Raw genomic sequence first — 26542 nt, forward strand, 5'->3', positions numbered from 1 at the left:
TCGCCCGACGCCCTCGGTGTCGGGCGAAACGGGCATATTCGGATCTACCTCGTAAAGGTGGAGGTATGGCGGTGTTCCAGTCTCGGGGGCCGACCACCGGACAAGGCCTATACACTGCTGACGTGGCAATTCAGATCTCTCCCAGCATCCTGAACGCGGACTTCGCGCACCTCGCGGACGAAGCCGCCGCCGTGCCGACCGCGGACTGGCTGCACATCGACGTCATGGACGGACACTTCGTCCCCAACCTGACGCTGGGTCTGCCCATCGTGGAATCCCTGGTCAAGGCGACCCCCACCCCACTGGACTGCCACCTGATGATCGAGGACCCCGACCGCTGGGCGCCCGCCTACGCCGAGGTCGGGGCCGGCAGCGTCACCATCCACGCCAAGGCCGCCGGCGCGCCGGTGCGCACCCTGCGGGAGATCCGCAAGCGGGGCGCTCGCGCCGGACTGGCCCTCAACCCCGCCGAGCAGGTCGAACCCTATGCGGACCTTATCGGCGAGATGGATATGCTGTTGTTGATGACCGTCGAACCAGGGTTCGGCGGACAGAAGTTCCTTGACCTGGTTCTGCCCAAGATCCGCCGAGCTCGTGAGATCCTGGACAGCAGGGAGGCCTCCGTCTGGCTACAGGTCGACGGAGGGGTCTCCGATGAGACCATCGAACGCGCCGCCGAGGCCGGAGCCGACGTCTTCGTCGCCGGATCGGCCGTCTACGGGGCACAGGACCCCGCGAGCGCCGTCGAGTCCCTCCGGGCCCAGGCTCGCAAGGCGAGCGGTCGGGACTAGAACCGAAGAGACCATCTCCGAAGGGGCGCGGCCGCCCGCACCCACCACCCCGGTGCGGCCGCGCCCCGCCCCATTCCCTTCCCAGGATCCCGCCCCGCCTTGAGGACCGGGTCTGGCCAGGGGGCGCGAAGGCGTTTAGGCTTTCGGCGGTAGTCGTAGAACCTTCGCTTGGTCGCGGCTCCGTCTTCCCCCGCACCACCTTGTGACCCAGGGAGCGGCGCGGCGTGAGCGCGTTGCCAGGCCGGACCCCGTGGAGCACGCGTGCAAGCCCAACACCTGGCCATGGACACCCTCTGGGAGGCGGAGAGCGTCGCCATCCGCTGGTTGCAGGGAGCCGGCGATCCGCTCTCGTATCCACTCGGGTTGATCACCCACCTGGGATCCCAGGGCGTGATCATCGTGCTGATGGCCGCCGTCTTCTGGTGCGTGAACCCCGGTCTGGGCGCTCGACTGCTCGTCGCGGTCATCGCCTCGGGCGCCGTCAACGGTCTGCTCAAGTCGGTGTCCTACACGCCGCGTCCCTACTGGTTCGACGCCCAGATCACCGGCCACAGCCACCACGGGAGCTTCGGAATGCCGTCCGGGCACAGCCAGGCCGCCATGGTGGCCTGGGGTTACCTGGGGATCCGGTCGGGCCGCCGCGCCCTGATGTGGGCGGCCGTGGTGATCATCCCGTTGGTGGGGTTCTCCCGGATCTACCTGGGCGCCCACTTCTTCAGCGATGTCGTGGTCGGGTTGTCCATCGGCGCGCTCATCCTGTGGCTGATGCTGCGCTACGAGGACCGGGTGCTCACCTGGTGGAGTTCGCTGGACACCACGCGTTGGGTCTCCTATCTGCTGCTGATCACCCTGGTGCCGTGCGCGCTGGGGGCGGCATGGCAGTTCGGGGTGCGCGGGGACTGGGTCCTGCCGGCCACCGAGTGGATCGGCGCAACCCCCGCCGACCCGGCCGGACACTCCCTGACCGGTCTGTACACGGCCTCCGGGGGGTTGCTCGGCGGCGTGCTCGGGCTCACCCTGCTCCACCGCTGGGGCTGGTACAGCGCCGAGGGCACCATCACCGCGCGGGTGTCGCGGTTCGCGCTCGGTATCTCCGTGGTCGTGCTCGTCGTGGTCCTGGACGAGGTCCTCTTCGGCGACCTGGGCGGGCCGATCGGTGCCCTGTTCTCCTTCGTCGTCTACGCGGTCCTGGCGTTCTGGGCCACCTACGGCGCGCCGCGGATGTTCGTCGCCGGTGGACTCGCCACCAAGGCGCAAGAGGCCGAGCGCATCGACCAGGGGTGACACCCCTCACAGCGGCTAGGCGTCCCGAGCGGCAAGGGGTTAGGATCGGGATCGCTGTAGTTATCGAACGCGTGCTCCGGGGTCGGTGAAAATCCGAACCGGCGGTGATAGTCCGCGACCCGGTCGAATCCATCGACCGGTTGAACCGGTGGAATTCCGGTACCGACGGTTAAAGTCCGGATGGGAGGCAGTACGCGTTGGGACGGTTTCGAGCGTCGCCGACCATCGGCGTACCCACTCGGACCCGGACTCGTCGTGGACCCGTTCCCACACCCTTTTCCCCGGAGCCTGAAGCAGGCGAAGGGACGTAGGGCGTGTTCACCGGAATCGTGGAAGAACTCGGCGAGGTCATCTCCGTCGAACCGGCCGGAACCTCCGGCGAGGCCGTGCTGCTCACCGTGCGCGGGCCACTGGCGAGCTCCGACGCGGGGCACGGCGACTCCATCGCGGTCAACGGCGTGTGCCTGACCGTCGTCGAGCTCGGTGAGGGAACCTTCACCGCCGACGTCATGAAGGAGTCGCTGGACCGGTCGAGTCTGGGGTCCCTCGTCCCCGGATCACCCGTCAACCTGGAGCGCGCCGCGCGCAGCGACGGCCGTCTGGGCGGGCACATCGTCCAGGGACACGTGGACGGCACCGCGGTCCTCCTCTCCCGAGACCCGGGCGACAAGTGGGACGTGCTCCGCTTCGCCCTGGCCCCGGAGCTGTCCCCCTACGTGGTGGAGAAGGGCTCCATCACCGTGGACGGCACCAGCCTCACGGTCTCCGCGGTCAGCGAGCCCGGAGCCCTGGAGGAGTCCTTCGAGGTCAGCCTCATTCCGGCCACCCTGGCCGCCACCACCCTGGGCGGCCTGGCCGTCGGCGCCGTCGTCAACATCGAGGTCGACGTCATCGCCAAGTACGTGGAGCGCATCACCGCCGTCGCACGCGCTCGCGAGAGCGCCCGTACCTGAGGCACCCGCGCCCTAGAGCGCCCACCACCCACCACTCAGCACCGACGTACCTTCAGGGAGCGGGAATGACCGTCACCGACACCACCCCGTCCGCCGACACCACCGACTCGCAGGACTCCGCGGGCACCGTGGTCCTCGACCCGATCGAGGACGCCATCACCGAGTTCGCCGCCGGACGCGCCATCGTGGTCGTGGACGACGAGGACCGGGAGAACGAGGGCGACATCATCTTCGCCGCCGAACTCGCCACCCCCGAACTCTTGGCCTTCATGATCCGCCACACCTCCGGCGTGGTGTGCGTGCCCATGGAGGGCGAGGAACTGGACCGCCTCGACCTGCCGCTGATGACCGCGCGCAACGAGGAGAGCCTGCGCACCGCCTACACGGTCACCGTCGACGCCCGAGAGGGCGTGACCACCGGGATCTCCGCCGCCGATCGCGCGCGTACCGTCCGGCTGTTGGCCTCCGCCGAGAGCACCGCCACCGACTTCGTGCGCCCCGGCCACGTCCTGCCGCTGCGCGCTCGACCGGGCGGTGTCCTGGCCCGTCGCGGGCACACCGAGGCCTCCATCGACTTCGCCCGCCTGGCCGGGCTGCGCCCCGCCGGTGTCCTGGCCGAGGTGGTCAACGACGACGGCACCATGGCCCGTCTGCCGCGACTGCGCCGGTTCGCCGACGAACACGGCCTGAAGTTGGTGTCGGTGGAGCAGTTGGCCGCCCACCGCATCGCCCTGGGGGAGACCCTCACCGCCGAGCAGGCCGCACCCGCGTTGGTCACACGCCAGGTGGAGACCCGCGTGCCGAACCGGCACGGTGAGTGGCGGGCGGTCGGCTACAAGGGCACCACAGACGGCGCCGAGCACGTCGCCCTGGTCCACGGTGACCTCACCGACGGCGTCGACGTCCTGGCCCGCCTGCACTCGGAGTGCCTGACCGGGGACGCCTTCGGTTCGCGGCGCTGCGACTGCGGCGCCCAACTGGACGCCGCCATGGCCGAGATCGTCGAGGAGGGCCGCGGTGTCGTGGTCTACCTGGGCGGCCACGAGGGGCGCGGGATCGGCCTGCTGCACAAGCTGCGCGCCTACAGCCTCCAGGACCAGGGCGTGGACACCGTCGACGCGAACCTGCGGCTGGGGCTGCCCGCCGACGCGCGCGAGTTCGGCGCGGGAACACAGATCCTCACCGACCTCGGGGTGTCCTCGGTGCGGTTGTTGAGCAACAACCCCGTCAAGGCCGAGGCACTGGAGAAGTACGGGGTGCGGGTGAGCGAACGGGTTCCCATGCCCACGTTCGTCACCGACGACAACCTCGCCTACCTGCTGGCCAAGCGGGACCGGATGGGTCACGACCTGGCCGGCGTCGCCCGCTAGCGGGCCCCACCCCCTGTTCGGGCCCGCCGTCGGGCGGGCCCATCGCATGTTCGTCATCACGTGGAAAGGCCGGTCATGAGTGGTACAGGACGTCCCGAACAAGAGCGGGTCGAGGCCGACGGGCTCTCGGTGGGCATCGTCGCCACCAAGTGGAACGCCCCGATCATCGAGCCGATGCTCGCCAACGCCCTAGAGGTCGTCAAGGAGTCCGGCGTCTCCGATCCGGTGGTGATCCACGTGGCCGGCGCGGTGGAGATCCCCGTCGTGGCACAGGAACTGGCCCGAAGGCACGACGCGGTGATCGCCTTGGGCGCCGTCATCCGCGGCGGTACCCCGCACTTCGACTACGTGTGCCGATCGGTCACCCACGGGTTGACGGAGGTGGCCCTGCGCGAATCCACCCCCGTGGGCAACGGTGTGCTCACGTGTGACACCCTGGAACAGGCGCGTGACCGTGCCGGCCTGCCGGGAAGCGCCGAGAACAAGGGCGCCGAGGCTGCGTTGGCCGCCCTGGACACGGCGGTGGCCCTGCGCGGGCTACGTCGCTGAACCACACCCTCCTCGTCGGCGCGCGCCGCAGTCGTATCCCAGCAGGACCGTGTGGTCACGGATGGAGCAGTCGGTGCGGACGAAGGAACAACCTGTGGACGAGGCGTCGAAGCGGCCCGAGCTGCCGAGGACCTGGCGTCCCCGGGCGGTGCGCTGGGTCGCCTACGGGATGTGTGTGCTGATCGTGGGGACCATGTTGGTGCTCGCGATCGTCCTGCCCGGTGACTGGCGACCACTGGACCGGATCATGATCGTCGGACTGGGGTTGGTCATCGCCGCCGGGCTGCACATGCTGGGTCGTCCGCGGCTGATCGCCACCGAGGACAACGTGGTCGTCATCAACGGGATCCGCACCCACTACCTGGCGTGGCCCGAGGTGTTGGACATCCGCATGCCGGTGGGGGAGCCCTGGCCGTGCGTGGACCTGTCCGATGGCACCTCGCTGCCGGTGATGGGGATCCAGAGCGCCGACGGTGACCTGTCCCGGCGCAACCTGGAGGAGTTCCGTTCGATGCTGGGCCGGGGCGAGGCCGCCGAGCCGAACCGGCCCGCCTAGTCGCCGGTCTCGATCACCGGTCGCCGACCGCCGTGACCGGGCCTCTTCGTAGAAGCAACCGAATCGAGCCCTCGTTTCCTGGAGGAACGGGGGCTCTTCGGTGTTGTGTGGGGCACATAGGTTGGTACCGAGTCCGGCGGATCTCGGGATCGACCCGCCGGGAGGAAGTCTGGAAGAGGTGCCGTGTGCGTGATATCCGAGCGACCGTGTCCGACCTGTACGCCTCAGGTGAGACGTTCGCGATGGCCACGGTGATCGACACCTACAAGAGCGCGCCCCGGGACGCCGGGGCGGCCATGCTGGTGAGCACCTCGGGTGAGGTGACGGGCAGCGTGTCCGGGGGCTGCGTGGAGGGCGCCGTCTACGAGGAGTCCCTGGAGGCCATCCGCACCGGAGACCCGGCGCGCCGCACCTACGGCGTGAGCGACGACGACGCCTTCAGCGTGGGGCTGACCTGTGGCGGAACCCTGCACATGTTCGTGGAGGCGATCAGCAGGGACACCTACCCGCAGCTGGGCGCCGTGTTGGCCGCCATCGACGAGCACCGGCCGGTGGCGGTGGCCACCATCGTGTCCGATCCCTCGGGGCCCGGGAGGGTGGGCCATCGCCGAGTGGTGTGGCCCGACAACGCAGAGGGCGACCTGGGCCCGGGAGGGGAGCGCCTGGCCGACGCCTTGGACGACGACGTGCGCGGCATGCTCGCCCAGGGCAGCACCGGCCTGTTGCACTACGGCGTGGACGGGCAGCGTCGCGGCGACGAGCTGGAGGTGTTCGTCCAGTCGTTCGCCCCGGCCCCTCGCATGCTGGTGTTCGGCGCGATCGACTTCGCGGCGGCCGTCGCCGACCTGGGTACCTACCTGGGCTACCGGGTGACGGTGTGCGACGCTCGGCCGGTCTTCGCCACCGCCAAGCGTTTCCCCACCGCCGAGGAGGTGGTGGTCAAGTGGCCGCACGTGTTCCTGGACGAGATCGCCGAGGAGATCGACCGGCGCACCGCGATCTGTGTCCTGACCCACGACCCCAAGTTCGACGTGCCGGTGCTCAAGCGGGCGTTGAGCACCGAGGCCGGGTACATCGGTGCGATGGGTTCACGCCGCACCCACGAGGACCGGTTGGACCGACTGCGCGAGGCCGGAGTCCCAGAGGAGGCCCTGGAGCGGTTGCACTCGCCGATCGGGCTGGATCTGGGAGCGCGCACACCCGAGGAGACCGCGGTGTCCATCGCGGCCGAACTGGTGCAGAGCCGGTGGGGCGGCAGCGGGCGCGCACTGCGTGAGACCACCGGACGCATCCACCGGGACACCCCGGTGCCCCCGCTGGTTCCGGCCGGATTCGGTCACCCTCGAAGGTGAACCGAAACGCCTCGGGTGGTGAACGCGCAGCTCAGCGCGGTGATCGCGACGCGGGGTAGCGAAAATCCTCCACCGGCTCTTGAAGGCGCCCCATGCGCGGCTTCGACGCGTGGCATCATCGCGTCATGGCTACAGGGGAAATGGCTATAGGAGAAGAAGCGGAGGGCGGAGGGGTCGAGTACAGGGGGAACGTCGCCGGGCTGCTGTTGGCGGCCGGCTCGGGTAGCAGACTCGGTCGACCCAAGGCACTGGTCGAACTGGGTGGCGAACGTCTGGTCGATCGCGGGGTGCGCACCCTGGCGGAGGGAGGCTGTGCCTGCGTCATGGTGGTCCTGGGAGCCGCCGACACCACGGTCGACGGCGCCGTGACCGTGCACAACCCCGACTGGTCCACTGGAATGGGCTCGTCGGTGCGGACGGGTATCGACGCCCTCCCCGACACCGTCGACGCCGTCCTCGTCGCTTTGGCCGACCAACCGTTGGTCACCCCCGAGGCGGTCCGCCGTCTGGTGGAGGCCTTCGAACAGGGAGCGCGCGCGGCCGCGGCCACTTACAACGGCAACCCCCGCAACCCGGTGCTGCTGGGCCGTGAACACTGGTCCACGGTCTACTCCATGGCCGAACGCGACGTGGGGGCCCGTCCCTTCCTGCGCGCCTACTCGCACGTGGTGACGACGGTGCCCTGCGACGACGTGGCCAGCCCCGAGGACATCGACACCGCCGAGGACCTGGCCCGACTCAGTGAGGTGCTCGACCGCGCCTGAGGGCCCGGGCGCGACCCGCGGCCCGGGCCCCGGCGTGGCTCAGCCCACCAGCGGTTCGGCGAGGACGCCGAAGTCGTGTTCCACGGCCTGACCGGGGGACAGGACCAACAGGTCGGTTCCGCCGTTGAAGGCGTCGGGCGGACAGGTCATGGGCTCGGCCGCCAGGTGGGCACGGTGCGCGTCCCCGCCCAGCGTGTCGGCGCTGAACAGTTGCAGCCAGTCGTATCCGGGGCCCGCCCACAGCGCCACCCGGTGCTCGGGTCCGCCGAGCCGCACCCAGGCGCGTCCGCGCTCGTCCCGCAGTAGGTCGGTGAAGGCCGTGTCCAGCACGGTGACGCCCAGATCGCGGCCGGGCGGGAGCAGGTCGAACCCGCCACCCTCCACCGGCACGGGCGCGCCCGTGGGGATGAGGTTCTCGTCGGTGGGCTGGCTGCTTCCGGCGTCGGCGGACACGGTGAGCACGCCGCGCGCGGACAGTTCGTCCAGGGGCCTGCCCAGGGTGAGGTAGGGGTGGAATCCCACACCGTAGGGAGCGTCGCCCTCCCCTGTGTTGACTGCCCTCACGCTCACGGTCAGCCCCTCGGAGGAGAGCCGGTGGCGGGCGGTCAGCTCCAGCGGGAAGGGGTAGCCGGACGTGCCCTCGAAGGCCAGCCGCAGGGTCACCTCGTCCTCGCGCGCGTCGACCGGGCTCCAGTCCTGGTCGTGCACCAGGCCGTGGATCGCCGAACCGGTCCCGGGGTCGTCGACCGCCAGGCGGTACTCGGTTCCCTGGAAGGTGTATCGCCCCCCGGCCACACGGTTGGGCCAGGGAGCCAACAACTGACCCTGGAACGCCTGGGGCCCCTCTCCCCGGGTGTAGGGCCACACCAGGTCGTGGTCGCGCCAGGTGAGGGCCTGCAAGCCCGCACCGACCCGGTCCACTCGCGCTCGGTAGTCACCCGAGCGCAGTTCGAACACCTCGCCCACCTGTCCGCCTTCCTCATCGTGGTCCGGCCCACGCCGAACCCGGCGATCTTAGCGTGACCGGTACGGACCGGCGGAGACGCGGGTCGGCCCGGACCCGGTCATCCGAGGAGGGTGTCCAGCGGGATGAGGACCCCCGACCCGAGGGCGAGCAGGCCGGTGGACATCAAGACGACCACCATCAGGATCGAACCTCCCACGGCCAGTCGGAAGGCGGCCAGTCGACGACGCGCCTTCACCTTCTCCTTCGCGGAGGTGCGTCCCAGGTACAGCAGGACCACGGCCAGCAGGACCGGGAACCACCAGGAGGCGCCCATCCCACCCGGCAACAACCCGGTCAGGGCGGCGGCCCCTTCGCTCAGCGGGTTGGCGCTGAAGTCCAACAGCCCGGTGTAGGCGTCCACCACCATGGGGCTCTCGGGGAAGAAGCCCTCCTCTGGGCGCAGTGCCCGCCCCAACCCGTCGACGAGGCCGAACAGGGCGGCCGGGTAGGCGAACCGGCGACAGCGTCCGGCCCGCATGGCCCGCTGGATCTGCCCCATGGTCCGTTCGACCCGGCGGGAGTCGCGTTCCTGTCGACGCGCCAGCCTGCGCTGTTCCTTGGGGGTGACGGCCTCTTGTGGGCGGGTGGGGTCGTGCGGAACGGCCGGGTTGTCGGGGCGGGTGGCCGCCTCGGCCCGACGTTGATTGGCCGAGGCCGCCTTCTCCTTGGTGCTGTCCCACCTCTCGCGTGCCGAACCGGCGAGGGAGGCCCACCGGTCCTGGCGGCGGGCACGGCCGTCGGCGCGCTCGCGTTCGGCGACGGCCGAGCCGATCCGGTCCGCCTCGGGCAACAGGAGCAGGGCGGTGAGCATCGCAGAACGCGAGGTCAGCGGGTCGCCGCCGTCACGCAGCGCGGCGCGGCGCTGCTCCGTCCACCAGGGCGCGTTGGGCGCGGAGCTGCGCTGCTGCGGGTGCCAGGACTGGCGGCGTAGCAGCGACCGGTTCTGGGACTCGGTCTCCGGGGCCAGGACCAGCTCGACGGCGCGTGCCCAGGTGGTGTCGATCTCGTGTGCGGCGGGGCGTCGGGGCGCGTCGGGCCCCGAACCCACCAGTCCGTCGATGGTCTCCTGGACGCGGCGCACCAACAGGGGAACCTCGTGTTGGACGCGTTCCAGCAGCGCGCAGCGGCCGGAGCCGCCCGAACGACAGGTGGGGTGCGGGCACCAGTGTTGGGAGCCGAGCCCCACCACGCCCGACTCCACGGCCTCGCGCACCACCGAGTGTCGGCTGGCGTCTCCGGTGGCCAGGGTCAGCAGTCCGTCGGCGCTGATCTCGTGGCCGCGGAACCTGGGCGGCATGCCGGGCACGTAACGGGCGGCCAGGGCGCTGATGGCCACGTGCGCCAGGTCGGGGCGCTCGTCCAGGCCGGTGAGGTAGGAACGGTCGAAGGTGTAGTCGTTGACCTCGCGATCCAGCCAGGTACGCAGTTCCGACCAGTGGCTGCGCAGCCACAGCGCGCCGGTGTCGGAGCGGTCCAGCAGGTCGAAGGCCAGGCTGGGCGGGTCCTCGTGGGTGGCCCCGGCGAACGAGATCGGGCGCAGCCTGCGTGCCGTACGGATGCGGGGCCGCTCGCCGGCCAGCCACGCGGCGACCTCGTCGTGTCCCCAACGGGCCGCCGGCGCGGGCGCGAGCAGGCCTCGGGCCAGCAGCCGCCAGCGTTCGTCGGTGATCGCCGAGATGTCGACCTCGGTGTTGCGGGCGGTCAGCCAATTGCCGCCGCGCTCGGGGCGGCGGCCGGTGATCAGCTCGTGCACCATCACACCCAGCGACCACCAGGCGGCGGGCGCCTCGCGCCGACCCTCGATGACCTCGGGGGCGGCGTAGTCCTCGGTGATGGCCTGTCCGCCGTAGACACGGCTCATGGTGGCACGCACGGCGCCGCCGAAGTCGGTGAGCGCGACCACCGGTGGGTCCAGGTCGCGCACCAGAAGGTTCTCCGGCTTGACGTCGGTGTGGTTGTGCTGGAGCTCGGCCTGCCAGTGGTGCAGACAGTCGGTGACGGAGCGCACGACGGCCTCGGCGCGTGCGTCGTCCAAGGGCGCCTCGTCGATGATCTCGCGCAGGGTTCCGTGGGCGAAGTACTCCTGGGCCTCCCAGGCCAGGTCCTCGCCCCAGGAGCTGGCGGCGGTGCCGTATCCCTGGATGGCGGGTGTGTGGGGGGAACCGGTGCCGCGTGCGCGCAGCCGGTCCAGGAGCTCGCGGTTGATGTCGTGGCCGGGCCGGTACACCTTCAGGGCGAGTCGGCGACCCGGGGAATCGGTGGGTTCGGCCAGGTAGACGACGGCCTCACCACCGGCGCCGAGTCGGTCCAGGACCTGGTAGCGGCGTCGCAGCTCGGCGGGTACGGCGTAGTCGAGGTCACCGGCGGGGCCGATGACCACACGCGAGGCCAGGCGGGCGACCCAGTCCAGCAGGGGGCCGAGGAGCACACGCCACCAGGAGCTCCGGTCGGAACGATCGGAACCGGTCGGGGACACGGAGCCCGCGGAGGCGGGTCGTCGGACCCGGGTGGCGTCGGCTCCGGGGGGAGAGGCGGCGGGGGAGTGGCCCGCGGCCTCGGGTGAAACGACCCGGGTGGCGCCGGCGCCGGCCGGAGGGACGACACGGGTGGGGGACTCGTCGGGTCCCTGCTCCGGGGGGCGGGCCGCCCCCGGTCGGAACACACGTGTGACCCAGCGTGTGGCCCCCACCGCCGGGTTGACGCGGGTGGTGGGCGCGACGGGGTCGATCCGTCGGGTCGGTGCGTTGTCGTCACCGGGGTCGGGCGTGACCATCGAGGCCGGATCCATCCTTCGAGCGGCGTGGCTGTACGGGCGTCCGGGGGAGGGAACGTCCCTTCCAGACTAGGCCGTACGTGTGCCCGAGCGGAGGGGTGTCCCCACCCCTTGCCGGCGGGGCGTGCACGCCCCTTCCCCCGTTTTCCGATTGGACTCCGCCGAGGCCGTTCCGGTTCCCGATCCTGTCCCGGGATTGACTTCCTCCCCACGCCTAAAGGCGGGAGATTCCAACCAACGGCAACGCCGGTTGGTGCGCCTGCCCTCGCGGGGGCGCCGGTTCCTGCTTCGTCGACCGGGTAACCCCGAGGTCTCCGCAGGCTGACACCGCATGCCCTGCGGCGTGAAGGATGTTCTTGGCCGCGTTCACATCGGCGTGATCGGTATGAGCACAAGAAGTGCACACGAACTCGGCTTGGCTCTTGCGCGAGTTCGCGTCCACCACCTTGCACCGATAACACGTCTGCGAGGTGTAGGCGGGGTCGACCAGCACGATCCGCGTGCCGGTCCTGCGCGCGCTGTTGCGCAGCGCGAGTTCGAGCCGGTGCCACCCCTTGTCCAGGATGGCCCGATTCAGACCGGACTTTTGACGCACCTGCTTACCGGGGGCTTCCAGGAACCCCTTGGCCGAGGCGGTCATGTCGGTGGTGCGCAGGCTCTCCAGCACCACCACGCTGTGGCGGGTGGTCAGCTGGTGGGCGAGCCGGCCACAGAAGTCGGCGCGCCGGTCCACCGCACGGGTGGCGATAGACCCCAGGGCCTGGAGGGTCTTGGCCCGGTTGGCCGACCCCTTCTTACGCTGGGACAGTTTGCGCTGAAGGCGTAGGTGTCGGGCCTTTTCGCCAGGTGTGAGGTAGGGGCGGTCGTGGAACTCGCCGGTGGACAGAGTCGCGGCGACCTTCACACCCCGGTCCACCCCCACCGGGGTACCCGGATGGTGCTCGGGGGTGAACAACCCGTCCTCCACAAGGAACGACACGAACCAGTGCCCGCCCTTACGGGACACCGTCGCCGAGCGGATCGTGCCCCCGATCGGTCGGGAGGAGCGCAACCGCACCCAGCCCAGTTTCGGCAGCTTGGCCCGCACCCACTTGCGGTTCAGCTTCTCCACGGTGATGAGGTTCCCGGCCGGGAAGCGGAACGAGGGCCTCCACCGGTACTTGGCCCGCCAGCGCACGTTGAAGGTGCCCTTCTCCCGACAGGCCCGGTCCAGGTCCTTCAACGTCTGCTGGAGCACATGCGAGGGGGCCGCCTTCAGCCAGGCCTCTTCGGTCTTGGCCTCGGCCAGCTGGGCGGCCTGGAGGTGGTAGCCGCAGAAAGGCCCCTGCCGGCCTCGGGTGTAGCGGTCCACGTACTGGCGGCGCTGATCCAGAGCGGTGTTCCACACCGCCCGGCACAGGTCACCGAACTCGGTACACATCGCGGCCTGTGCATCGGTCAGAGCAAGCCGGTAACGACGACCCGTCAACATCGTGCAACACCCCCTTCCCTCTCAGCGGCTCTCCTGGCCCCCCACATCACGCTCGATCGCTCCCAGCAGGGCGCCTCCGACGGTGGCCACGAAGTAGCCGTGGGTCCACAGCATCGGGCGGGCGGGACTTCAGGTGCCCGAGATCCCTCGCGCACGATCTCCTTCAGCCGTTCCTCGACACAGCCCCCCGGCACGCGGCGTCGGTGCATGGGGTGCCAGAGCACGTGGAGGGCTCGTGGGAAGGTGATGCCGCAGATCGAGCACGGAGTGACGGACGTGTGACTCATCGTATGGCAAAGGGCGGTTCAATGATCCCGTTCGCGGAAGAACGGCTACCCCCAGGGGGTGAACCCAGGGTCTGCGCCGCCCGAAAAGCTCCGATCACCTTCGGAAGGGGGCGCGGGTCAGTGCTCGCGGCGCGGGGGGAGACCGAGCCTTCGGCAGGACTCCCGGTACATGCGCACGACCTCCCAGCGGATCTGCGCGCGTTCGGTGAGCGTCTCGCCCCAGGGCACGCGCACCGTGCGTTCGGTCCCGTCCACGGTGATCGCGTAGTCGCCGCCCTCGGCGTCCAGGTCCACCATGCGGGCCGCGGTGGCTTCGGGTTCTCCACCCAGGCCACGGCAGATGACGAGGGTGTCCTCGGGGTGGTCGTCGTTCATGTGGCGGGTGACGGCGGCGACGACCTCGGCGGAGAAGGGGTTGGACGGCACGGTCGGGGCTCCTGTCGATGGCGGACACACGAAAAGGACGGAGGAGGGCGGGGTCGTGCCCTCCTCCGTCGACGATATCCGAGGCCTCTCAGGGTTATGACGTGGTGTCGTCAAGCCTGGGGCGGTGGCCGCTCCCCCGTGCGGTCACACCCGGACATCGTTCCCCGAGGTCGAAGGGACCTCGGGGGTCCCGGCCGGTGGCGGCCGTCGGATGCCGGGCCGGGACGTCCCCCGTCGAAGACGATCAGGCCTGGCGGGTGAACTCGGCGTCGATCTCGATGGTGATCTTGTCGCCGACGACCACGCCGCCACCGTCCATCGGCATCTCGATGTCCACGCCGAACTTCTTGCGGCTGATGGTGGTGGAGGCGGAGAAGCCCGCGCGGTCCAGGCCGTAGGGGTCGAGGGTGGAGCCGTTGAACTCCAGGTCCAGCTCGATCGGGTGGGTGTTGCCCTTGATGGTGAGCTCGCCCTTGAGGACGAAGTCCTCGCCCTTGGCCTCGATGCCGGTGGAGCGGAACTTGAACTCCGGGTTCTCCTCGACGCTGAAGAAGTCGGCCGAACGGATGTGGGCGTCACGGTCGGTGTTGTCGGTGTTGATCGAGGCCGAGTCGATGGTGGCCTCGACGGACGCCTTGGTGGCGTCCTCCGGGACCGTCAGGGTGGCGTCGAACTTCTCGAAGCGACCGCGGACCTTGCTGACCATCATGTGGCGGACCGAGAACCCGACGATGCTGTGGGCGGTGTCGATCTTCCAGGTGCCGGGCTTGAGTTCCTGAGCGGCCATGGTGTCTCTCCCTGTGTCTGTGTACGACCCGGTTCGGGGTCGAGGTTCCTGCGATCAAGTACTTTACTCGGTAGCAAAGTGCCTTAGAAGTATCTTCCTGGGAAGGAGCTTAGGTGATCGTTCGTGGGTTGGCAAGCCCCTCCCGTTAGAATCGGCGAATATGGACAAGACCTGGCTCGACGCCGACGAACAGCGGGTCTGGCGCGGGTTCCTGCGGATGAACTCCTCGATCTACGAAGAGCTCGAACGTGACCTGCGCGACCGTGACGGGCTCACGCTCACCGAGTACGGGATCCTCGCCCACCTGTCGGAGATGCCGGACCGGCGCATGCGCATGCGCGACCTCGCCGAAACCGTCATCGTGTCCAAGAGCCGGCTGTCCCACCAGATCGCGCGCCTGGAACGCGACGGACACGTTCGCCGCGAGGCCTGCGCCGACGACCGGCGGGGCTTTTGGGCGGTGCTCACCGAAACGGGCGCAGAAACCCTGCGCGCGGCCGCTCCCGGGCACGCGACCCGCGTGCGCTCCCTGGTCTTCGATCGGCTCACCCCCGAACAGGTCGACGGCCTCCGTGAGATCGTCCGGGCCCTCGGGGGGACCCCCGAGTCCCCTCCCGACGGGATCCCGGGCTGATAGCGGATCCGAGGGGCACCTGATCGCACCCGCGGCCACTTCGGGCCTACTTCGGCGAACCACTGGCCCACACCGCCCACTCCTGTGAAGCTGGACCGGGGCCGGCGCGCGAGTGAGGGGACGGCCCCGCACGGTGGCCGTCCGCGGCCGGAGGAGGGGAGAGGTCACATCGTTCTGTCCGAGAAGCGTTCCCATGACGGACACGCGTCCCAGGTAGAGTCGGAACCCGTGAGCAGACCATCCATCATCGGCGCCCAGAACTTCCGCGACGACGACGGCAGCGCCGACCCGGTAGTCGAGGCCCGGCTGCGCGACCACGCCGCCGGCAAGATCGGCGACCGCCAAGTCCTGGCCGCGCTCAGCGACTCCCGAGTGCTCATCCCGGTCGTGGCCGTGGCCACCGAGATCGAAGAGGGAGTGGGCGGCCTCACCAAGGACAAGAACAGCGAGGTCGCGATCCCCATCATGACCGGCAAGGACGGTCGCCGGGGAGTACTCGCCTTCACCTCCGTGGACGCCGTCCGACGCTGGCGCCCCGACGCCCGCCCCGTTCCGTTCACCGCCCAGGACGCCTGCCAGGCCACCCTGGAGGAGAACGCCGACGCGCTCGTCCTGGACGTGTCCGGCCCGGTGCCCCACACCATCCAGGGCCGCTTCCTCACCATGCTCGCCGAACAGGGCACCGTCCCCGAACCCAAGGACGACCCCCAGGTGTTGGCCCTGATCTACCGGGTGACGCACGCGGAGTTCGGCATCGAGCGCGTACGCATCCACTCCTCCGAACGCGGCGACATCGGCATCCGCCTCGAACTGGACGAACGCGACGACGAGTCGCTGCGCCGGGTCGCGGAACGACTGTCCACCGAGCTCGAACACGTGCTGCCGGGCGGGATCGAACTCAGCGCCGTGGTGCGCGCCCAACGCGACGAGGAGTGAGCGGGGTGAGCGGGGACGGACCCGTTCCGTCCCCTCCAGGGTCGTCCACAGGCTCGCCGAGGCACTGTGATCCCGGCTCCGGGGCGGGTAGTTTCCGATCATGTCCACCCCCTTGGTGCTGAGCCTCACCCTGACGCCCTGGTCGATCCCCGCCGCCCTCTCACTGGGCCTGGTCGGTCTGCTCGTCGGGCGCGCCACCGGTCGATTGGTGCACCTGTTCGGACCGGCCCGCCCCCATACCGAACCGATCCGTCCCGCGTCCGTGGGCCCTCCAGGTCAGGACGGTGCCATACCGGGGGCCGTCGCCGAAGAAGGCGCGCTGGAGGAGCAGGACACCGGCCCGCCGCCACCACGATGTCCGCACTGCCACACCGAACTGTCGTTCGTACGTGGCCTACCGGCCGTGGCCGCCCGCGACTTCCGACGCCTCGGACGCTGCCCCTGGTGTGAACGGGGAGTGGACCCGCACGCACCGGCCGCCATCGCCACCGCCGTCCTATTCGCCCTGATCGGCGCGGTCTTCCCCCATCACCTACAGGACTGGTCCCTGTTCGGTCTCGCGGCGGTCCTGTGGTTCGCCGCCCTGGGCACCCTGTTGTCCGCCATCGACCTGCGGGTGATGCGACTGCCGGACGCCGTCGTCGCCCCCGCCTACCCCATGGCCGGGCTGCTGCTGGCCGCCTCCGTGCTGCTGCCGCCCAGCGGCCCGGACCTGCAGCGCGGCGCCCAGGCCCTGGTCGGAATGGTGCTCATCACGGTCCTGTACTGGAGCCTGTGGCGGGTCCACCCGCGCGGGCTCGGCTTCGGCGACGTCAAATTGTCCGGACTGACCGGGTTGTACACCGGCTGGGCCGCGGGACCGGTCGGCGCGCTGGTCGGCGTGTTCTGGGCCTTCTCCGCCTTCGCCGTGGTCGGCCTGATCCTGTTGCTGCTGCGCAGAGCCGGTCGCTCAGACCCCCTGCCGCTCGGACCGTTCATGATCGCCGCCACCCTCGCCACCGTCCTCGCGGGCCGACCACTCCTGCCTTAATCCCCATCCCGAGTGCGACCTCGGGTCATGGTTCGTGGGAGGATCGTGCACATGTTGCGTTGGCTGACCGCGGGGGAGTCCCACGGACCGGCACTCGTCGCGATTTTGGAGGGCCTCCCGGCCGGCGTGTCCGTCACCTCTGACGACATCGCCGCCGCGCTGCTCCGACGCCGCGCCGGGTACGGTCGAGGCGCCCGGATGAAGTTCGAGAAAGACCAGGTCTCCGTCATCGGAGGCATCCGACACGGCCGTACCCAGGGGGGACCGGTCGCCATCGAGGTCGGGAACACCGAGTGGCCCAAGTGGGAGAAGGTGATGTCGCCGGACCCGGTTCCCGCGGAGGAACTGGAGAGCCTGGCGCGTAACGCCCCGCTGACCCGGCCCCGTCCCGGTCACGCCGACCTCGTGGGCATGCAGAAGTACGGGCACACCGAGTCCCGCCCCATCCTCGAACGGGCCAGCGCCCGCGAGACCGCGGCGCGCGTGGCCGTCGGGGAGGTCGCTCGACGGTTCTGCCACCAGGCGCTCGGCATCGAGATCCTCAGCCACGTGGTCTCCATGGGACCCGTGGCCGTACCCGAGGGCACGCCCGAACCCGGCCCGCGAGACCTCGCCGCGATCGACGAGGACCCGCTGCGCTGCTTCGACGCCGCCACCAGCGCCCGCATGGTCGAGGAGGTCGACGACACCAAGAAGTCCGGGGACACCCTGGGCGGAGTCGTCGAGGTGCTGGCCTACGGCCTGCCGCCCGGCCTGGGCAGCCACGTGCACTGGGACCGTCGTCTGGACTCCCGCCTGGCCGGTGCCCTCATGGGCATCCAGGCGATCAAGGGCGTGGAGGTCGGTGACGGTTTCCGCACCGCGGCCCGCCGCGGTTCCGAGGCCCACGACGAGATCGAGCCCGGCCCCGACGGTGTGCGCCGTCGCACCAACCGCGCCGGTGGCGTCGAGGGCGGCATGTCCACCGGTGACCCGCTGCGTGTGCGCGCCGCGATGAAGCCCATCGCCACCGTGCCCAACGCGTTGGACACCATCGACATCGAGACCCGCGAGCCCACCAAGGCCAACCACCAGCGCAGCGACGTCACCGCGGTCCCGGCCGCCGGCGTGGTCGCCGAGGCGATGGTGGCCCTGGTCATCGCGGAGGCGGCCATCGAGAAGTTCGGCGGCGACTCGGTCCCCGAGACCGCCCGCAACCTCCAGAGCTACCTGGACTCGTTGACGATCCGCTAGAGGACCGACCCGGCCCGCCCCTCCCCGAAGGGCGGGCCGGCCCTCGACACCGTTCGTACTCGCCGCCGGGGGCTTTCTGCTAGACAAGAGGACGAACGGCAGCGACTTCCCCTCCCACGCTCGTGGGAGGACGTGACCCCCGATAGGTAGGCAGAGCGTGGCAAGAGCGATCGCGGTCCTCATCGGTTCGCCCGGTTCGGGCAAGTCCACCGTCGGCGAGGCGTTGGCCCGCCGCCTGGACTCGGACCTGTTGTGCACCGACACCGAGATCGAGAAGCGCGCGGGCAAGCCCATCGGCGACATCTTCATCGAGGACGGCGAGGAGCACTTCCGCGCCTTGGAACGCGAGGTCGTCGCGGAGGGGCTGCGGGCCTGGGAGGGCGTCATCGCGGTCGGTGGCGGCGCCGTCCTGGACCAGGAGACCCGCAAGGACCTGGCCGAACACCACGTGGTCTACCTGCAGGTCGACTTCGGTGAGGCCGCCAAGCGCGTGGGCATGGACGTGGCCCGCCCCCTGCTGTCCGGCAATCCACGCACACAGCTGCGCAAGCTCCTCAACGAGCGCCTGCCCGTCTACGAGGGTCTGGCCTCGGTGACGGTGCCGACCACGGACCTGCACCCCGAGGAGATCGTGGACACCATCGTCTCCTCCCTGCCCGGAAAGGCCGACCAGTGAGCGTGACCCGCATCGGTGTGGGCGACCCCGCCGGACGCTACGACGTGCTGGTCGGAGAGAACCTCCTGAACGAGCTGCCCGGACTGGTGGAGGGCGCCGCGCAGGTCGCCGTCATCCACCCGGAGGGCCTCACCGGCATCGCCCAAGGCGTGGTCACCGCGCTGGAGGCCGGTGGATACACCGTCCGCCCGATGCCCGTGCCGGACGGCGAGGCCGCCAAGACCGCCGCCGTCGCCACCGACCTGTGGTCCAGGCTGGGCTCGTTCAACTTCACCCGCAGCGACGCCGTGGTCGGCGTGGGCGGTGGCGCCGCCACCGACCTGGCCGGATTCGTCGCCGCGAGCTGGCTGCGCGGGGTGCGTTCGGTGCTGGTTCCCACCACGCTGCTGGGCATGGTCGACGCCGCCGTGGGCGGCAAGACCGGCATCAACACCCCCGAGGGCAAGAACCTCGTCGGCGCCTTCCACCCGCCGGCGGGGGTCCTGTGCGACCTCACCACCTTGGAGGGCCTGCCCAAGGCCGACTACATCGGAGGCCTCGCGGAGATCATCAAGGCCGGGTTCATCGACGACCCCGTCATCTGCGAGCTGATCGAGGCCGACCCCGAGGGCGCCACCACCCCCGGCGGCGAGCACACCCGGGAGCTCATCGAGCGCGCCATCCGCTTCAAGGGCGACGTGGTCTCCGGTGACCTCAAGGAGAGCGGGCTCCGGGAGGTCCTCAACTACGGCCACACCCTCGGGCACGCCATCGAGCGCGCCGAGAACTACACCTTCCGGCACGGCTACGCCGTCGCGATCGGCATGGTCTTCGCCGCCGAACTGGCCCGTCTGGACGGGCGAGTCGACCAGGCACTGGTCCGCCGCCACCGCGACGTCCTGGCCTCGGTGGGCCTGCCCACCTCCTACACGGCCCAGTCCTGGGAGGCGCTGCGCGCCACCATGAGCGTGGACAAGAAGGCCCGTGGCAACACCCTGCGGTTCGTGGTCCTGGACGGCCTGGCCACCCCGGCGATCCTCGCCGGCCCCGCCCCCGAGCTGCTCGACGAGGCCTACCGCTTGATCTCGGGCGACACCGGCGCGCCGCGTTTCCACTAGACTGCGAAGGGAAGGCGGGGAGCGTCCATGGGCCGTGAAACAGCACGGTAACGGGCCCCACGCCTCGTCACACCGATCATCGACCGGGCCGCCATGTCCGGTTTCCGACGTGTCAAACCTCTTGGAGAGACGACCGAAGTGGCCACGACGAACGACATCAAGAACGGCTCCACCCTTCGACTCGACGGCGGCGTCCTCTGGAATGTCATCGAGTTCCAGCACGTCAAGCCGGGCAAGGGCGGCGCGTTCGTCCGTACCAAGCTGAAGAACGTCCTCACCGGCAAGACCGTCGACAAGACCTTCAACGCCGGCATCAAGGTCGAGTTCGCCAACGTGGACCGCAGCGACATGGAGTACCTGTACCACGACGGTGATTCCTTCATCTTCATGGACAACCAGACCTTCGACCAGCTCCCGGTCCCCGAGGCCGTCGTCGGCGACGCCAAGGGCTTCCTGCTGGAGAACACCAAGGTCACGGTCGCCACCCACGAGGGCAACCCGCTGTACATCGAGATGCCCGCCGCCGTCGAGCTGGAGATCACCCAGACCGACCCGGGCGTCCAGGGTGACCGCTCCACCGGCGGCACCAAGCCCGCCACGGTGCAGACCGGCGCCACCATCCAGGTGCCCCTGTTCGTCACCACGGGCGAGCGGGTCAAGGTCGACACCCGCACCGGTGACTACCTCGGGCGTGTCAACTGATGAGTGGTGCACGGCGCAAGGCACGTAGGCGCGCGGTAGAGGTCCTCTATGAGGCCGAGGTGCGCGGCACGACGGTCGAAGACGTCATCAAGCGTCGCCTGGCCCAGCCCGAGCCGCCGATCAACGAGTTCACCGAGCGGCTCGCCCGCTCCGTCGACGAACGACGTGAGCGTATCGACGAGCTCCTCAACGAGTACGCCATCGGGTGGACCCTGGAGCGCATGCCGGTGGTCGACCGCAACATCCTGCGGATGGGCGCCTTCGAGCTGCTGTGGGCCGACGACATCCCCGACGGCGTGGCGATCGCCGAGGCGGTCGGTGTGGCCAAGGAGCTGTCCACCGACGATTCGCCCAACTTCATCAGCGGACTTCTGTCTAGGCTGATGGAGAACAAGTCCACGCTCTCGCTCTGAGGCGCCCTACCGGCGACGACGCCCGCCGGCGCTTCGGGTGAGGGGCCACGAGCTGAATGAGGGAACAGGTGACTGACAGCAGGGGCACGTCCGAGACCGCCACCGGTGGTTTCGGAGTGAGCGGTTTGACCGGCCCGGCGCGCGCGGCCAACGCCGCACGGACCGCGGTGGTGTGGGACGCGCTGTCCCGGCTGCTGGCCCGCCTGTCCGAGGACGGTCCCCTGGAGATCGTCGACGCGGGCGGGGGCACCGGGGGAGCCGCCGTCCCGCTCGCCGAGTTGGGTCACCGGGTGACCGTCGTCGAACCCAGCCCGGACTCGCTCGCCGCCCTGGAACGCCGAGCGGCGGAGAGCGGTGTGACGGTGCGCGGGGTCCAGGGGGAGACCCGGGACCTGGCGTCCCTGTTCCCCGAGGGCGGCGCCGACCTGGTGCTGGTGCACAACGTCCTGGAATACGTCGACGAACCGGCCGCCGCGCTGGCCGACGTCGTGGGGATCACCCGGCCCGGAGGCGCGGTGAGCCTGCTGGCTACCAACGCGGTCGCCGGGGCCCTGCACCGCGCCCTGGCCGGGCGGATCAGCGAGGCCCACCACCTGCTGTCGGACGCCGACGGCCGGTGGGGCGAGGCCGACCCGATGCCACGACGTTTCACCCGTCAGCAGCTCTTGGAACTCATCGCCCGGACCGGTCTGACCGGTGAGAGCATCCGTGGGGTACGGGTGTTCGCCGACGTCCTTCCCGGGCACGCCTGGGAGGGGGACGCGCAGGCCGGCCAGCACCTGGTGGAGCTGGAGAAGGCCGCCGCGGACCACCCGGAGCTGCTCGGTATCGCCACCCAGCTGCACGTCATCGCGCACCGGGCCTGAGCGGCCCTCGCATGTACGACACCGTCGCCCCGCTCGACCGGATCACGTCCGGGTCGGCGGGGCGACGAAGTTCCCGGGCCCGGACGGGTCGGTCCGGGGCAGCACATAACCTGGACGCATGAGCCGACGTCAACTGGAGCGTGGGGCCGCGTTGCGGGGAGTGGTGACCCGTGACGCCATCGTGCCCCTCGACTCGGGTTTCCCCCTGGACGGCTCCGGTCCCGACTCCGACTGCGACATCCTGCACCTGGACATGGACGCGTTCTTCGCCAGCGTCGAACAGTTGCGCCGTCCCCAGGCGCGCGGCCGACCGGTGATCGTGGGCGGTACCGGGCCGCGCAGCGTCGTCTCCTCCGCCGACTACATCGCCCGCCGTCACGGCGTGCACTCGGCCATGCCCATGGCCCAGGCGATGCGTTTGTGCCCGCAGGCCCTGGTCTTCCCACCCGATGGCAAGGCGTACCGGCAGGCCTCCGAGGCCGTCATGGACATCCTGCGTTCGGTCACGCCGCTGGTGCAGCCGCTGTCCTTGGACGAGGCCTTCCTGGACGTGTCCGGTGCCCGTCGACGGCTGGGCGGTCCCGCCCGCATCGCGGCGATGATCCGGGAACGGGTCCGTCGCGAGCAGCGCCTGACCTGTTCGGTGGGGGTGGCGGCCACCCGTTTCGTGGCCAAGCTCGGCTCCACCCACTGCAAGCCCGACGGGATGTTGGTGGTGCCCACCGACACCGTTCAGGGTTTCCTGGACCCGTTGCCGGTGGGCGCCCTGCCGGGTGTGGGAGACAAGACCGAACGTGTGCTGGGCCGGCTGGGGCTGCGCACCGTAGGAGCCCTGGCCCGCACCGATCCCGAACTGCTGCGGATGGAGCTGGGAGACAAGGCCGGCACCCGCCTGACCGAACTGGCGCGTGGCCGGGACCCCAGCCCCGTGGTGCCGGACACACCGGACAAGAGCCTCGGCGCGGAGGAGACCTTCGCGGAGGACGTCGACGACCCCCAGACGATCGATCGCGAACTGCTGCGCCTCTCCGAGAAGGTGGCGCGCCGGTTGCGCGCCTCCGGCCAGATGGGGCGCACGGTGAGCCTGAAACTCCGTCGGGCTGACTTCTCCACCGTCACCCGCTCGCGCACCCTTCCCGAGGCCACCGACGTGGCCCGGGAGATCAGCACGGTGGCGCGTGAACTCCACGCCGCCTCGGGGCTCAAGGGCGTCCCACTGAGGTTGGTGGGTGTGCGGGTGGAGGGCGTGATCGCCGAGGGACAGAACCACCGACAGTTGGCACTGGGAGAGGAGGACACCGGTTGGCGTGACGTTGAACGGGTTATGGACCGTGTGACGGCACGTTTCGGGCCGGGCGCGATACAGTCGGCAGTGTTGGCCAAACGTGACGAAAACGACGTATGATACGGCAACTTCCGGGGCCCTCTGAGCGTTGTAAGAGTAGAACCGGAGTGCAGGGTAAGAAGAGAGGCATGGAAGCCGGTGTTTCCTCAAGAGGGCGAGGGTATCGTGGCTGTGGTGGGCCAGGTACACACGCAGCTTTTCTTTCCATCAGGCGCTAGCGCCCCGTATTCTGGGCATACCACCGAGCAAGAGACAGTTCATCAGTACCCGTCACCCCAACCGGGGACTGCCGTAGGGAGGCGCCGTGCCGCTCTCTGAACACGAGCAGCGCATGCTCGACCAGATCGAGCGGGCGCTGTACGCCGAGGACCCGAAGTTCGCCAACACCGTTCGGCAGACGAACCCCTCGGTGCATTACAAGCGCTGGATCATCAGGGCCGGGGCCGGTTTCATCACCGGTATCGTGCTGCTGCTTCTGGGACTGCTGCTGAGCAACCCCGACACCTCCATGGTGTTGCCGGTGAGCATCAGTGTCCTCGGTTTCGTCTTGATGCTGGCCTCCTTCCTCATGGGGGCCAACGCATGGCGCAAGGCGTCCGGAGGCGGTGCCGAGATGGCGGCCGAGGAACCCGAGCCCAAACGCCGCAAAGGCGATAAGCGGCCCGGGATGATGAACCGGTTCGAGGAGCGTTGGCGACGCCGCCAAGAGGGCGACGACCAGTAGACGACCGGTGACCGATCGGCGGGATCCGTTCCGCCCCGGGGCCGGGTGTTCCCCGAACACAAGAGGTTTCACGTAGGTGGGGCCCGTGGAGGACCGATGGTGGTCGTCCACGGGCCCCACCTACGTGTATGGGCCCTTCGTATGGCCCTGAAAGCCGTGTGGGCCTCAGGGCGGGCGGGTCAGACCAGGCCGGGGACCGGCTCCGCCTCGACCCGGGGCCGACGCCAGGGTGCCAAGGATCGTGGCGCCAGCACCGCACGCCACCGCCGACCGGTCGTGACCGACCCGGACAGCGCCGCCACGACGGTGACCAGGTCACCCTGAAGCCCCTGAACGGGCCGCGGTTCGGGGGCGTATCGAGCACCCTCCTCGGCCAGGGCCAACCGCCACAGGGCGCCCCCGGCCTCCTCCCCGAGCCCCCTCTCGCCCATGGTGGCCAGTCGCGCGGCGGTACTTCGCGGACTCTCGGTCAGGTCCCAGGTCATCCCCAGATCCAGACAGGTGTCGCGCAACTCCCGCCAGGCGGTGTGCGCGGCCGCCGGCCCACCGGTGGTCACCGCGGACCGGCGTGCCCGGCGCAGGAGTGCGCGGACCAGCGCGGGCAGTGCCGCCGCCGACAACACCAACAGGCCGACCAGGAGCGCGACCGGCCACCCGGACGGACCCTGGCCACCGCTCACCGCGCCGGTCTCGTCCAACCCGTCGGCGGCCGCGTCCGACCCCTCGTCCGGGGACTCGCTCGCCTCCGGGGTGGTGGAGGGCTCCTCCTCGGGTGACGCCTCGGCCTCGGGCTCGTCCTCGGTGTTCGGTTCGGGGGCGACGTTGTCCGGCAGTTCGTCCACCCCGGCGCTGTAGTCCGGCCGGGAGGCGGTGCCCTGCCCGCCGTCGGGGTCGGCCGGGGTGGGCTCGAACCGCACCCAGCCCGACCCCTCGAAGTACAGCTCGGGCCAGGCGTGGGCGTCGCTCGCCGCCACCGTCCACCGGTCCTCACCGCTGGGCTTGCCCGCGGTGTAGCCCACCGCGACCCGGGCGGGGATCCCGGCCTGTCTGGCCATGACCGCCATCGCGCCGGCGTACTGCTCGCAGTAGCCGATCCGGTCCTCGAAGAGGAAGTGGGTGAGCGGGTCGGTGCCCTCGGGTACCGGCGGTGGACTCAGGTCATAGGTGAAGTCCCCGTCGACGAAGAACTCCTGCAGGGCCAGGGCGCTCTCGTAGTCGGAGTCGGCGCCCTCGACGAGGGTGTCGGTGAGCTCTTGCACCCGCTCGTCCAGGTCCTGCGGTAGGTGAAGCCGGTCGTCGGTCAGGGAACGCGGCGGCCCGGCGGTGTCCAGCTCGCGCGCCCCGGGCCGGTTCTCCGCGGAGGTCACCACGAAGTTGTAGCCGCTGGGCGGGGTCTCGGTGGTGAACACCATCAGGCTGCTCTCGTCCACGTACCAGTCCCCGGCGATCTCCACCGAGCGGGCCGGGTAGGGCAGTGGAAGGAAGTCCATCGGTGGGGTGTCGGAGTCCAGGGAGATCCGTGTGGTGACGAGCCCGTCCTCGTCGGGTTCGACCGCCAGGCCCGGGGGAGTGGGCAGCGTACCGTCGACCCCGCTGTCCCGACCCGCGTGCACCGGCGTCATCGTCCAGTTCTCACCGTCGAACTCGTCGAGGGCGAAGGTGCGCAGGTACTCGGGTTCCTCGTCGTCGGTCCGGTAGGTCAGCACGGTGCGGTCGGAGTCGGCCCCCAGGTCCCGGCGCAGGGACACCATCGGGTGGGTGGTGGTCACCGAGTCGTTGGCCGCGATCCCGCTCTCGGCCAGCGTGTAGAGGGCATCGGTGCGCAGCGAGGGCAGGGCCTGCGGCAGCGACAGGGCGAGGGCGACCGCCACCACCGAGACGGCGGCGGCCAGACCCACGCGACCGACCACGCCGTCGGGGGGCGCGCCGGGCCCGCGCCCGGTGGAGACACGCGTCCCCCACTCGTGGGAACGGGCCCACATGTCCACCGCCAACAGGGCGAGGAAGCCGATCGCGGTGATCGCGGCCGGACCCCAGGACATCCCGGCGTCGTCCACGAACAGCGGCACCACCAGCAGCGAGAGCAACAGGCCACCGACCATGCCGGGGCAGCGGGTGGTCACGGCGAGGAAGTCCGCGGTCATCGTGAACACCATGAACACCATGGCGATGATCACGGTGAGCCCCGGCGTGGGCGATACCGGAGGGGTGTTGGTGCTGACGGTGTGCAGGCCCTCTACGAACAGGGCCCCGGTGTGGTCGAGCGTGTCCAGTGTGGGCAGGAAACCCAGAACGGTGGTCTCGGGAGCGAACAGCGGCGCGTACAGCAGCGACACCGCGAACAGCTGGAGGAAGGGCACGGCGAAGGCCCCGCCCACCAGCGACCGGTACGCCGTGGAGACGAGCGCGACCACCGTCATGAGCACGGCGGCCGGCACCCACCACGCGTCGCCGCGGACCAGGCCGCTCAACAGGGGGAGTGAGGCCAGCATCGTGACCAGGGTGGCCAGGGGCATC

The 26542-nt window shown here is 70.2% G+C and carries 25 protein-coding genes, 1 pseudogene and 1 riboswitch; of the genes and pseudogenes, 19 read left to right on the plus strand and 7 right to left on the minus strand.

Annotated features, from left to right (window positions below; translation table 11 throughout):
- Positions 1-122: 122 nt before the first annotated feature.
- The 8 genes from rpe (at position 123) to ACWGKS_RS01985 (ending at position 7619) form a co-directional block, all read left to right on the plus strand.
- Positions 123-791 carry a ribulose-phosphate 3-epimerase gene (gene rpe / locus ACWGKS_RS01950; RefSeq protein WP_358507522.1) on the plus strand — a complete coding sequence of 223 codons (669 nt, stop codon included), beginning with the start codon at positions 123-125 and terminating at the stop codon, positions 789-791.
- A 282-nt stretch (positions 792-1073) separates the two neighbouring features.
- On the plus strand, positions 1074-2075 hold the full coding sequence (locus ACWGKS_RS01955; RefSeq protein ID WP_358507631.1) for a phosphatase PAP2 family protein: 1002 nt from the start codon (positions 1074-1076) through the stop codon (positions 2073-2075).
- Positions 2076-2142: 67 nt separating this feature from the next.
- Positions 2143-2273, plus strand: a riboswitch (FMN riboswitch).
- 116 nt (positions 2274-2389) lie between these two features.
- Positions 2390-3028, plus strand: a complete 639-nt coding sequence (locus ACWGKS_RS01960; RefSeq protein WP_358507524.1) for a riboflavin synthase — start codon at positions 2390-2392, stop codon at positions 3026-3028.
- Positions 3029-3093: 65 nt separating this feature from the next.
- Positions 3094-4398 carry a bifunctional 3,4-dihydroxy-2-butanone-4-phosphate synthase/GTP cyclohydrolase II gene (locus tag ACWGKS_RS01965; RefSeq protein ID WP_358507526.1) on the plus strand — a complete coding sequence of 435 codons (1305 nt, stop codon included), beginning with the start codon at positions 3094-3096 and terminating at the stop codon, positions 4396-4398.
- A 75-nt stretch (positions 4399-4473) separates the two neighbouring features.
- On the plus strand, positions 4474-4947 hold the full coding sequence (ribH, locus tag ACWGKS_RS01970; RefSeq protein WP_358507528.1) for a 6,7-dimethyl-8-ribityllumazine synthase: 474 nt from the start codon (positions 4474-4476) through the stop codon (positions 4945-4947).
- 94 nt (positions 4948-5041) lie between these two features.
- Entirely contained in the window at positions 5042-5503 is a 462-nt protein-coding gene (locus tag ACWGKS_RS01975) for a PH domain-containing protein (protein ID WP_358507530.1), read from the plus strand.
- 185 nt (positions 5504-5688) lie between these two features.
- Positions 5689-6855 (plus strand): XdhC family protein, encoded by a 1167-nt coding sequence (locus ACWGKS_RS01980; protein ID WP_358507532.1) that lies wholly within the window; start codon positions 5689-5691, stop codon positions 6853-6855.
- 140 nt (positions 6856-6995) lie between these two features.
- Positions 6996-7619 (plus strand): nucleotidyltransferase family protein, encoded by a 624-nt coding sequence (locus tag ACWGKS_RS01985; protein WP_358507633.1) that lies wholly within the window; start codon positions 6996-6998, stop codon positions 7617-7619.
- Positions 7620-7658: 39 nt separating this feature from the next.
- Here ACWGKS_RS01985 and ACWGKS_RS01990 read toward each other — a convergent pair whose 3' ends face one another.
- The 6 genes and pseudogenes from ACWGKS_RS01990 to ACWGKS_RS02015 all read right to left on the minus strand — a co-directional run bounded on the left by ACWGKS_RS01990 (position 7659) and on the right by ACWGKS_RS02015 (position 14369).
- Positions 7659-8585 (minus strand): aldose 1-epimerase family protein, encoded by a 927-nt coding sequence (locus ACWGKS_RS01990; protein WP_358507534.1) that lies wholly within the window; start codon positions 8583-8585, stop codon positions 7659-7661.
- A 98-nt stretch (positions 8586-8683) separates the two neighbouring features.
- On the minus strand, positions 8684-11398 hold the full coding sequence (locus tag ACWGKS_RS01995) for a protein kinase domain-containing protein (protein WP_358507536.1): 2715 nt from the start codon (positions 11396-11398) through the stop codon (positions 8684-8686).
- A 214-nt stretch (positions 11399-11612) separates the two neighbouring features.
- Positions 11613-12869, minus strand: a complete 1257-nt coding sequence (locus tag ACWGKS_RS02000; RefSeq protein WP_452455943.1) for an RNA-guided endonuclease InsQ/TnpB family protein — start codon at positions 12867-12869, stop codon at positions 11613-11615.
- 21 nt (positions 12870-12890) lie between these two features.
- A pseudogene (locus ACWGKS_RS02005) lies at positions 12891-13156 on the minus strand (hypothetical protein).
- A 117-nt stretch (positions 13157-13273) separates the two neighbouring features.
- On the minus strand, positions 13274-13582 hold the full coding sequence (locus ACWGKS_RS02010; protein WP_358507540.1) for a DUF2470 domain-containing protein: 309 nt from the start codon (positions 13580-13582) through the stop codon (positions 13274-13276).
- A 244-nt stretch (positions 13583-13826) separates the two neighbouring features.
- On the minus strand, positions 13827-14369 hold the full coding sequence (locus ACWGKS_RS02015; protein ID WP_452455944.1) for a YceI family protein: 543 nt from the start codon (positions 14367-14369) through the stop codon (positions 13827-13829).
- Between the two features lie 160 nt (positions 14370-14529).
- Between ACWGKS_RS02015 and ACWGKS_RS02020 the strand changes: the two genes are divergently transcribed.
- The 11 genes from ACWGKS_RS02020 (at position 14530) to ACWGKS_RS02070 (ending at position 24025) form a co-directional block, all read left to right on the plus strand.
- On the plus strand, positions 14530-15003 hold the full coding sequence (locus ACWGKS_RS02020) for a MarR family winged helix-turn-helix transcriptional regulator (protein ID WP_358507544.1): 474 nt from the start codon (positions 14530-14532) through the stop codon (positions 15001-15003).
- 228 nt (positions 15004-15231) lie between these two features.
- Complete coding sequence (locus tag ACWGKS_RS02025; RefSeq protein ID WP_358507546.1) at positions 15232-15939, plus strand: SseB family protein; 708 nt, start codon at positions 15232-15234, stop codon at positions 15937-15939.
- 100 nt (positions 15940-16039) lie between these two features.
- Positions 16040-16969 carry a prepilin peptidase gene (locus ACWGKS_RS02030; RefSeq protein ID WP_358507548.1) on the plus strand — a complete coding sequence of 310 codons (930 nt, stop codon included), beginning with the start codon at positions 16040-16042 and terminating at the stop codon, positions 16967-16969.
- Positions 16970-17020: 51 nt separating this feature from the next.
- A complete protein-coding gene (gene aroC / locus ACWGKS_RS02035; protein WP_358507550.1) occupies positions 17021-18202 on the plus strand; it encodes a chorismate synthase in 1182 nt (393 codons plus the stop codon).
- Positions 18203-18359: 157 nt separating this feature from the next.
- A complete protein-coding gene (locus tag ACWGKS_RS02040; protein WP_358507552.1) occupies positions 18360-18878 on the plus strand; it encodes a shikimate kinase in 519 nt (172 codons plus the stop codon).
- The gene (aroB, locus tag ACWGKS_RS02045) at positions 18875-19975 is read left to right on the plus strand and encodes a 3-dehydroquinate synthase (RefSeq protein ID WP_358507554.1); all 1101 of its coding nucleotides are present in this window, start codon (positions 18875-18877) and stop codon (positions 19973-19975) included. The genes ACWGKS_RS02040 and aroB overlap by 4 nt, the downstream gene beginning before the upstream one ends.
- Before the next feature lie 138 nt (positions 19976-20113).
- On the plus strand, positions 20114-20677 hold the full coding sequence (gene efp / locus ACWGKS_RS02050; protein ID WP_358507556.1) for an elongation factor P: 564 nt from the start codon (positions 20114-20116) through the stop codon (positions 20675-20677).
- Positions 20677-21090: a transcription antitermination factor NusB gene (gene nusB, locus ACWGKS_RS02055; RefSeq protein ID WP_358507558.1), complete on the plus strand. Its 414-nt coding sequence runs from the start codon at positions 20677-20679 to the stop codon at positions 21088-21090. Before efp ends, nusB begins: the two co-directional genes overlap by 1 nt.
- A 68-nt stretch (positions 21091-21158) precedes the next feature.
- Complete coding sequence (locus ACWGKS_RS02060; RefSeq protein WP_358507560.1) at positions 21159-21956, plus strand: methyltransferase domain-containing protein; 798 nt, start codon at positions 21159-21161, stop codon at positions 21954-21956.
- 118 nt (positions 21957-22074) lie between these two features.
- Entirely contained in the window at positions 22075-23361 is a 1287-nt protein-coding gene (locus ACWGKS_RS02065) for a DNA polymerase IV (protein ID WP_358507562.1), read from the plus strand.
- A gap of 244 nt (positions 23362-23605) precedes the next feature.
- Positions 23606-24025, plus strand: a complete 420-nt coding sequence (locus ACWGKS_RS02070; protein WP_358507564.1) for a DUF3040 domain-containing protein — start codon at positions 23606-23608, stop codon at positions 24023-24025.
- Positions 24026-24204: 179 nt separating this feature from the next.
- On the opposite strand, the gene ACWGKS_RS02075 is transcribed toward ACWGKS_RS02070, so the two are convergent.
- Positions 24205-26541 carry a transglutaminase family protein gene (locus ACWGKS_RS02075; RefSeq protein WP_358507635.1) on the minus strand — a complete coding sequence of 779 codons (2337 nt, stop codon included), beginning with the start codon at positions 26539-26541 and terminating at the stop codon, positions 24205-24207.
- Between the last annotated feature and the right edge of the window lies 1 nt (position 26542).

The organism is Nocardiopsis sp. NPDC055879 (assembly GCF_053615935.1).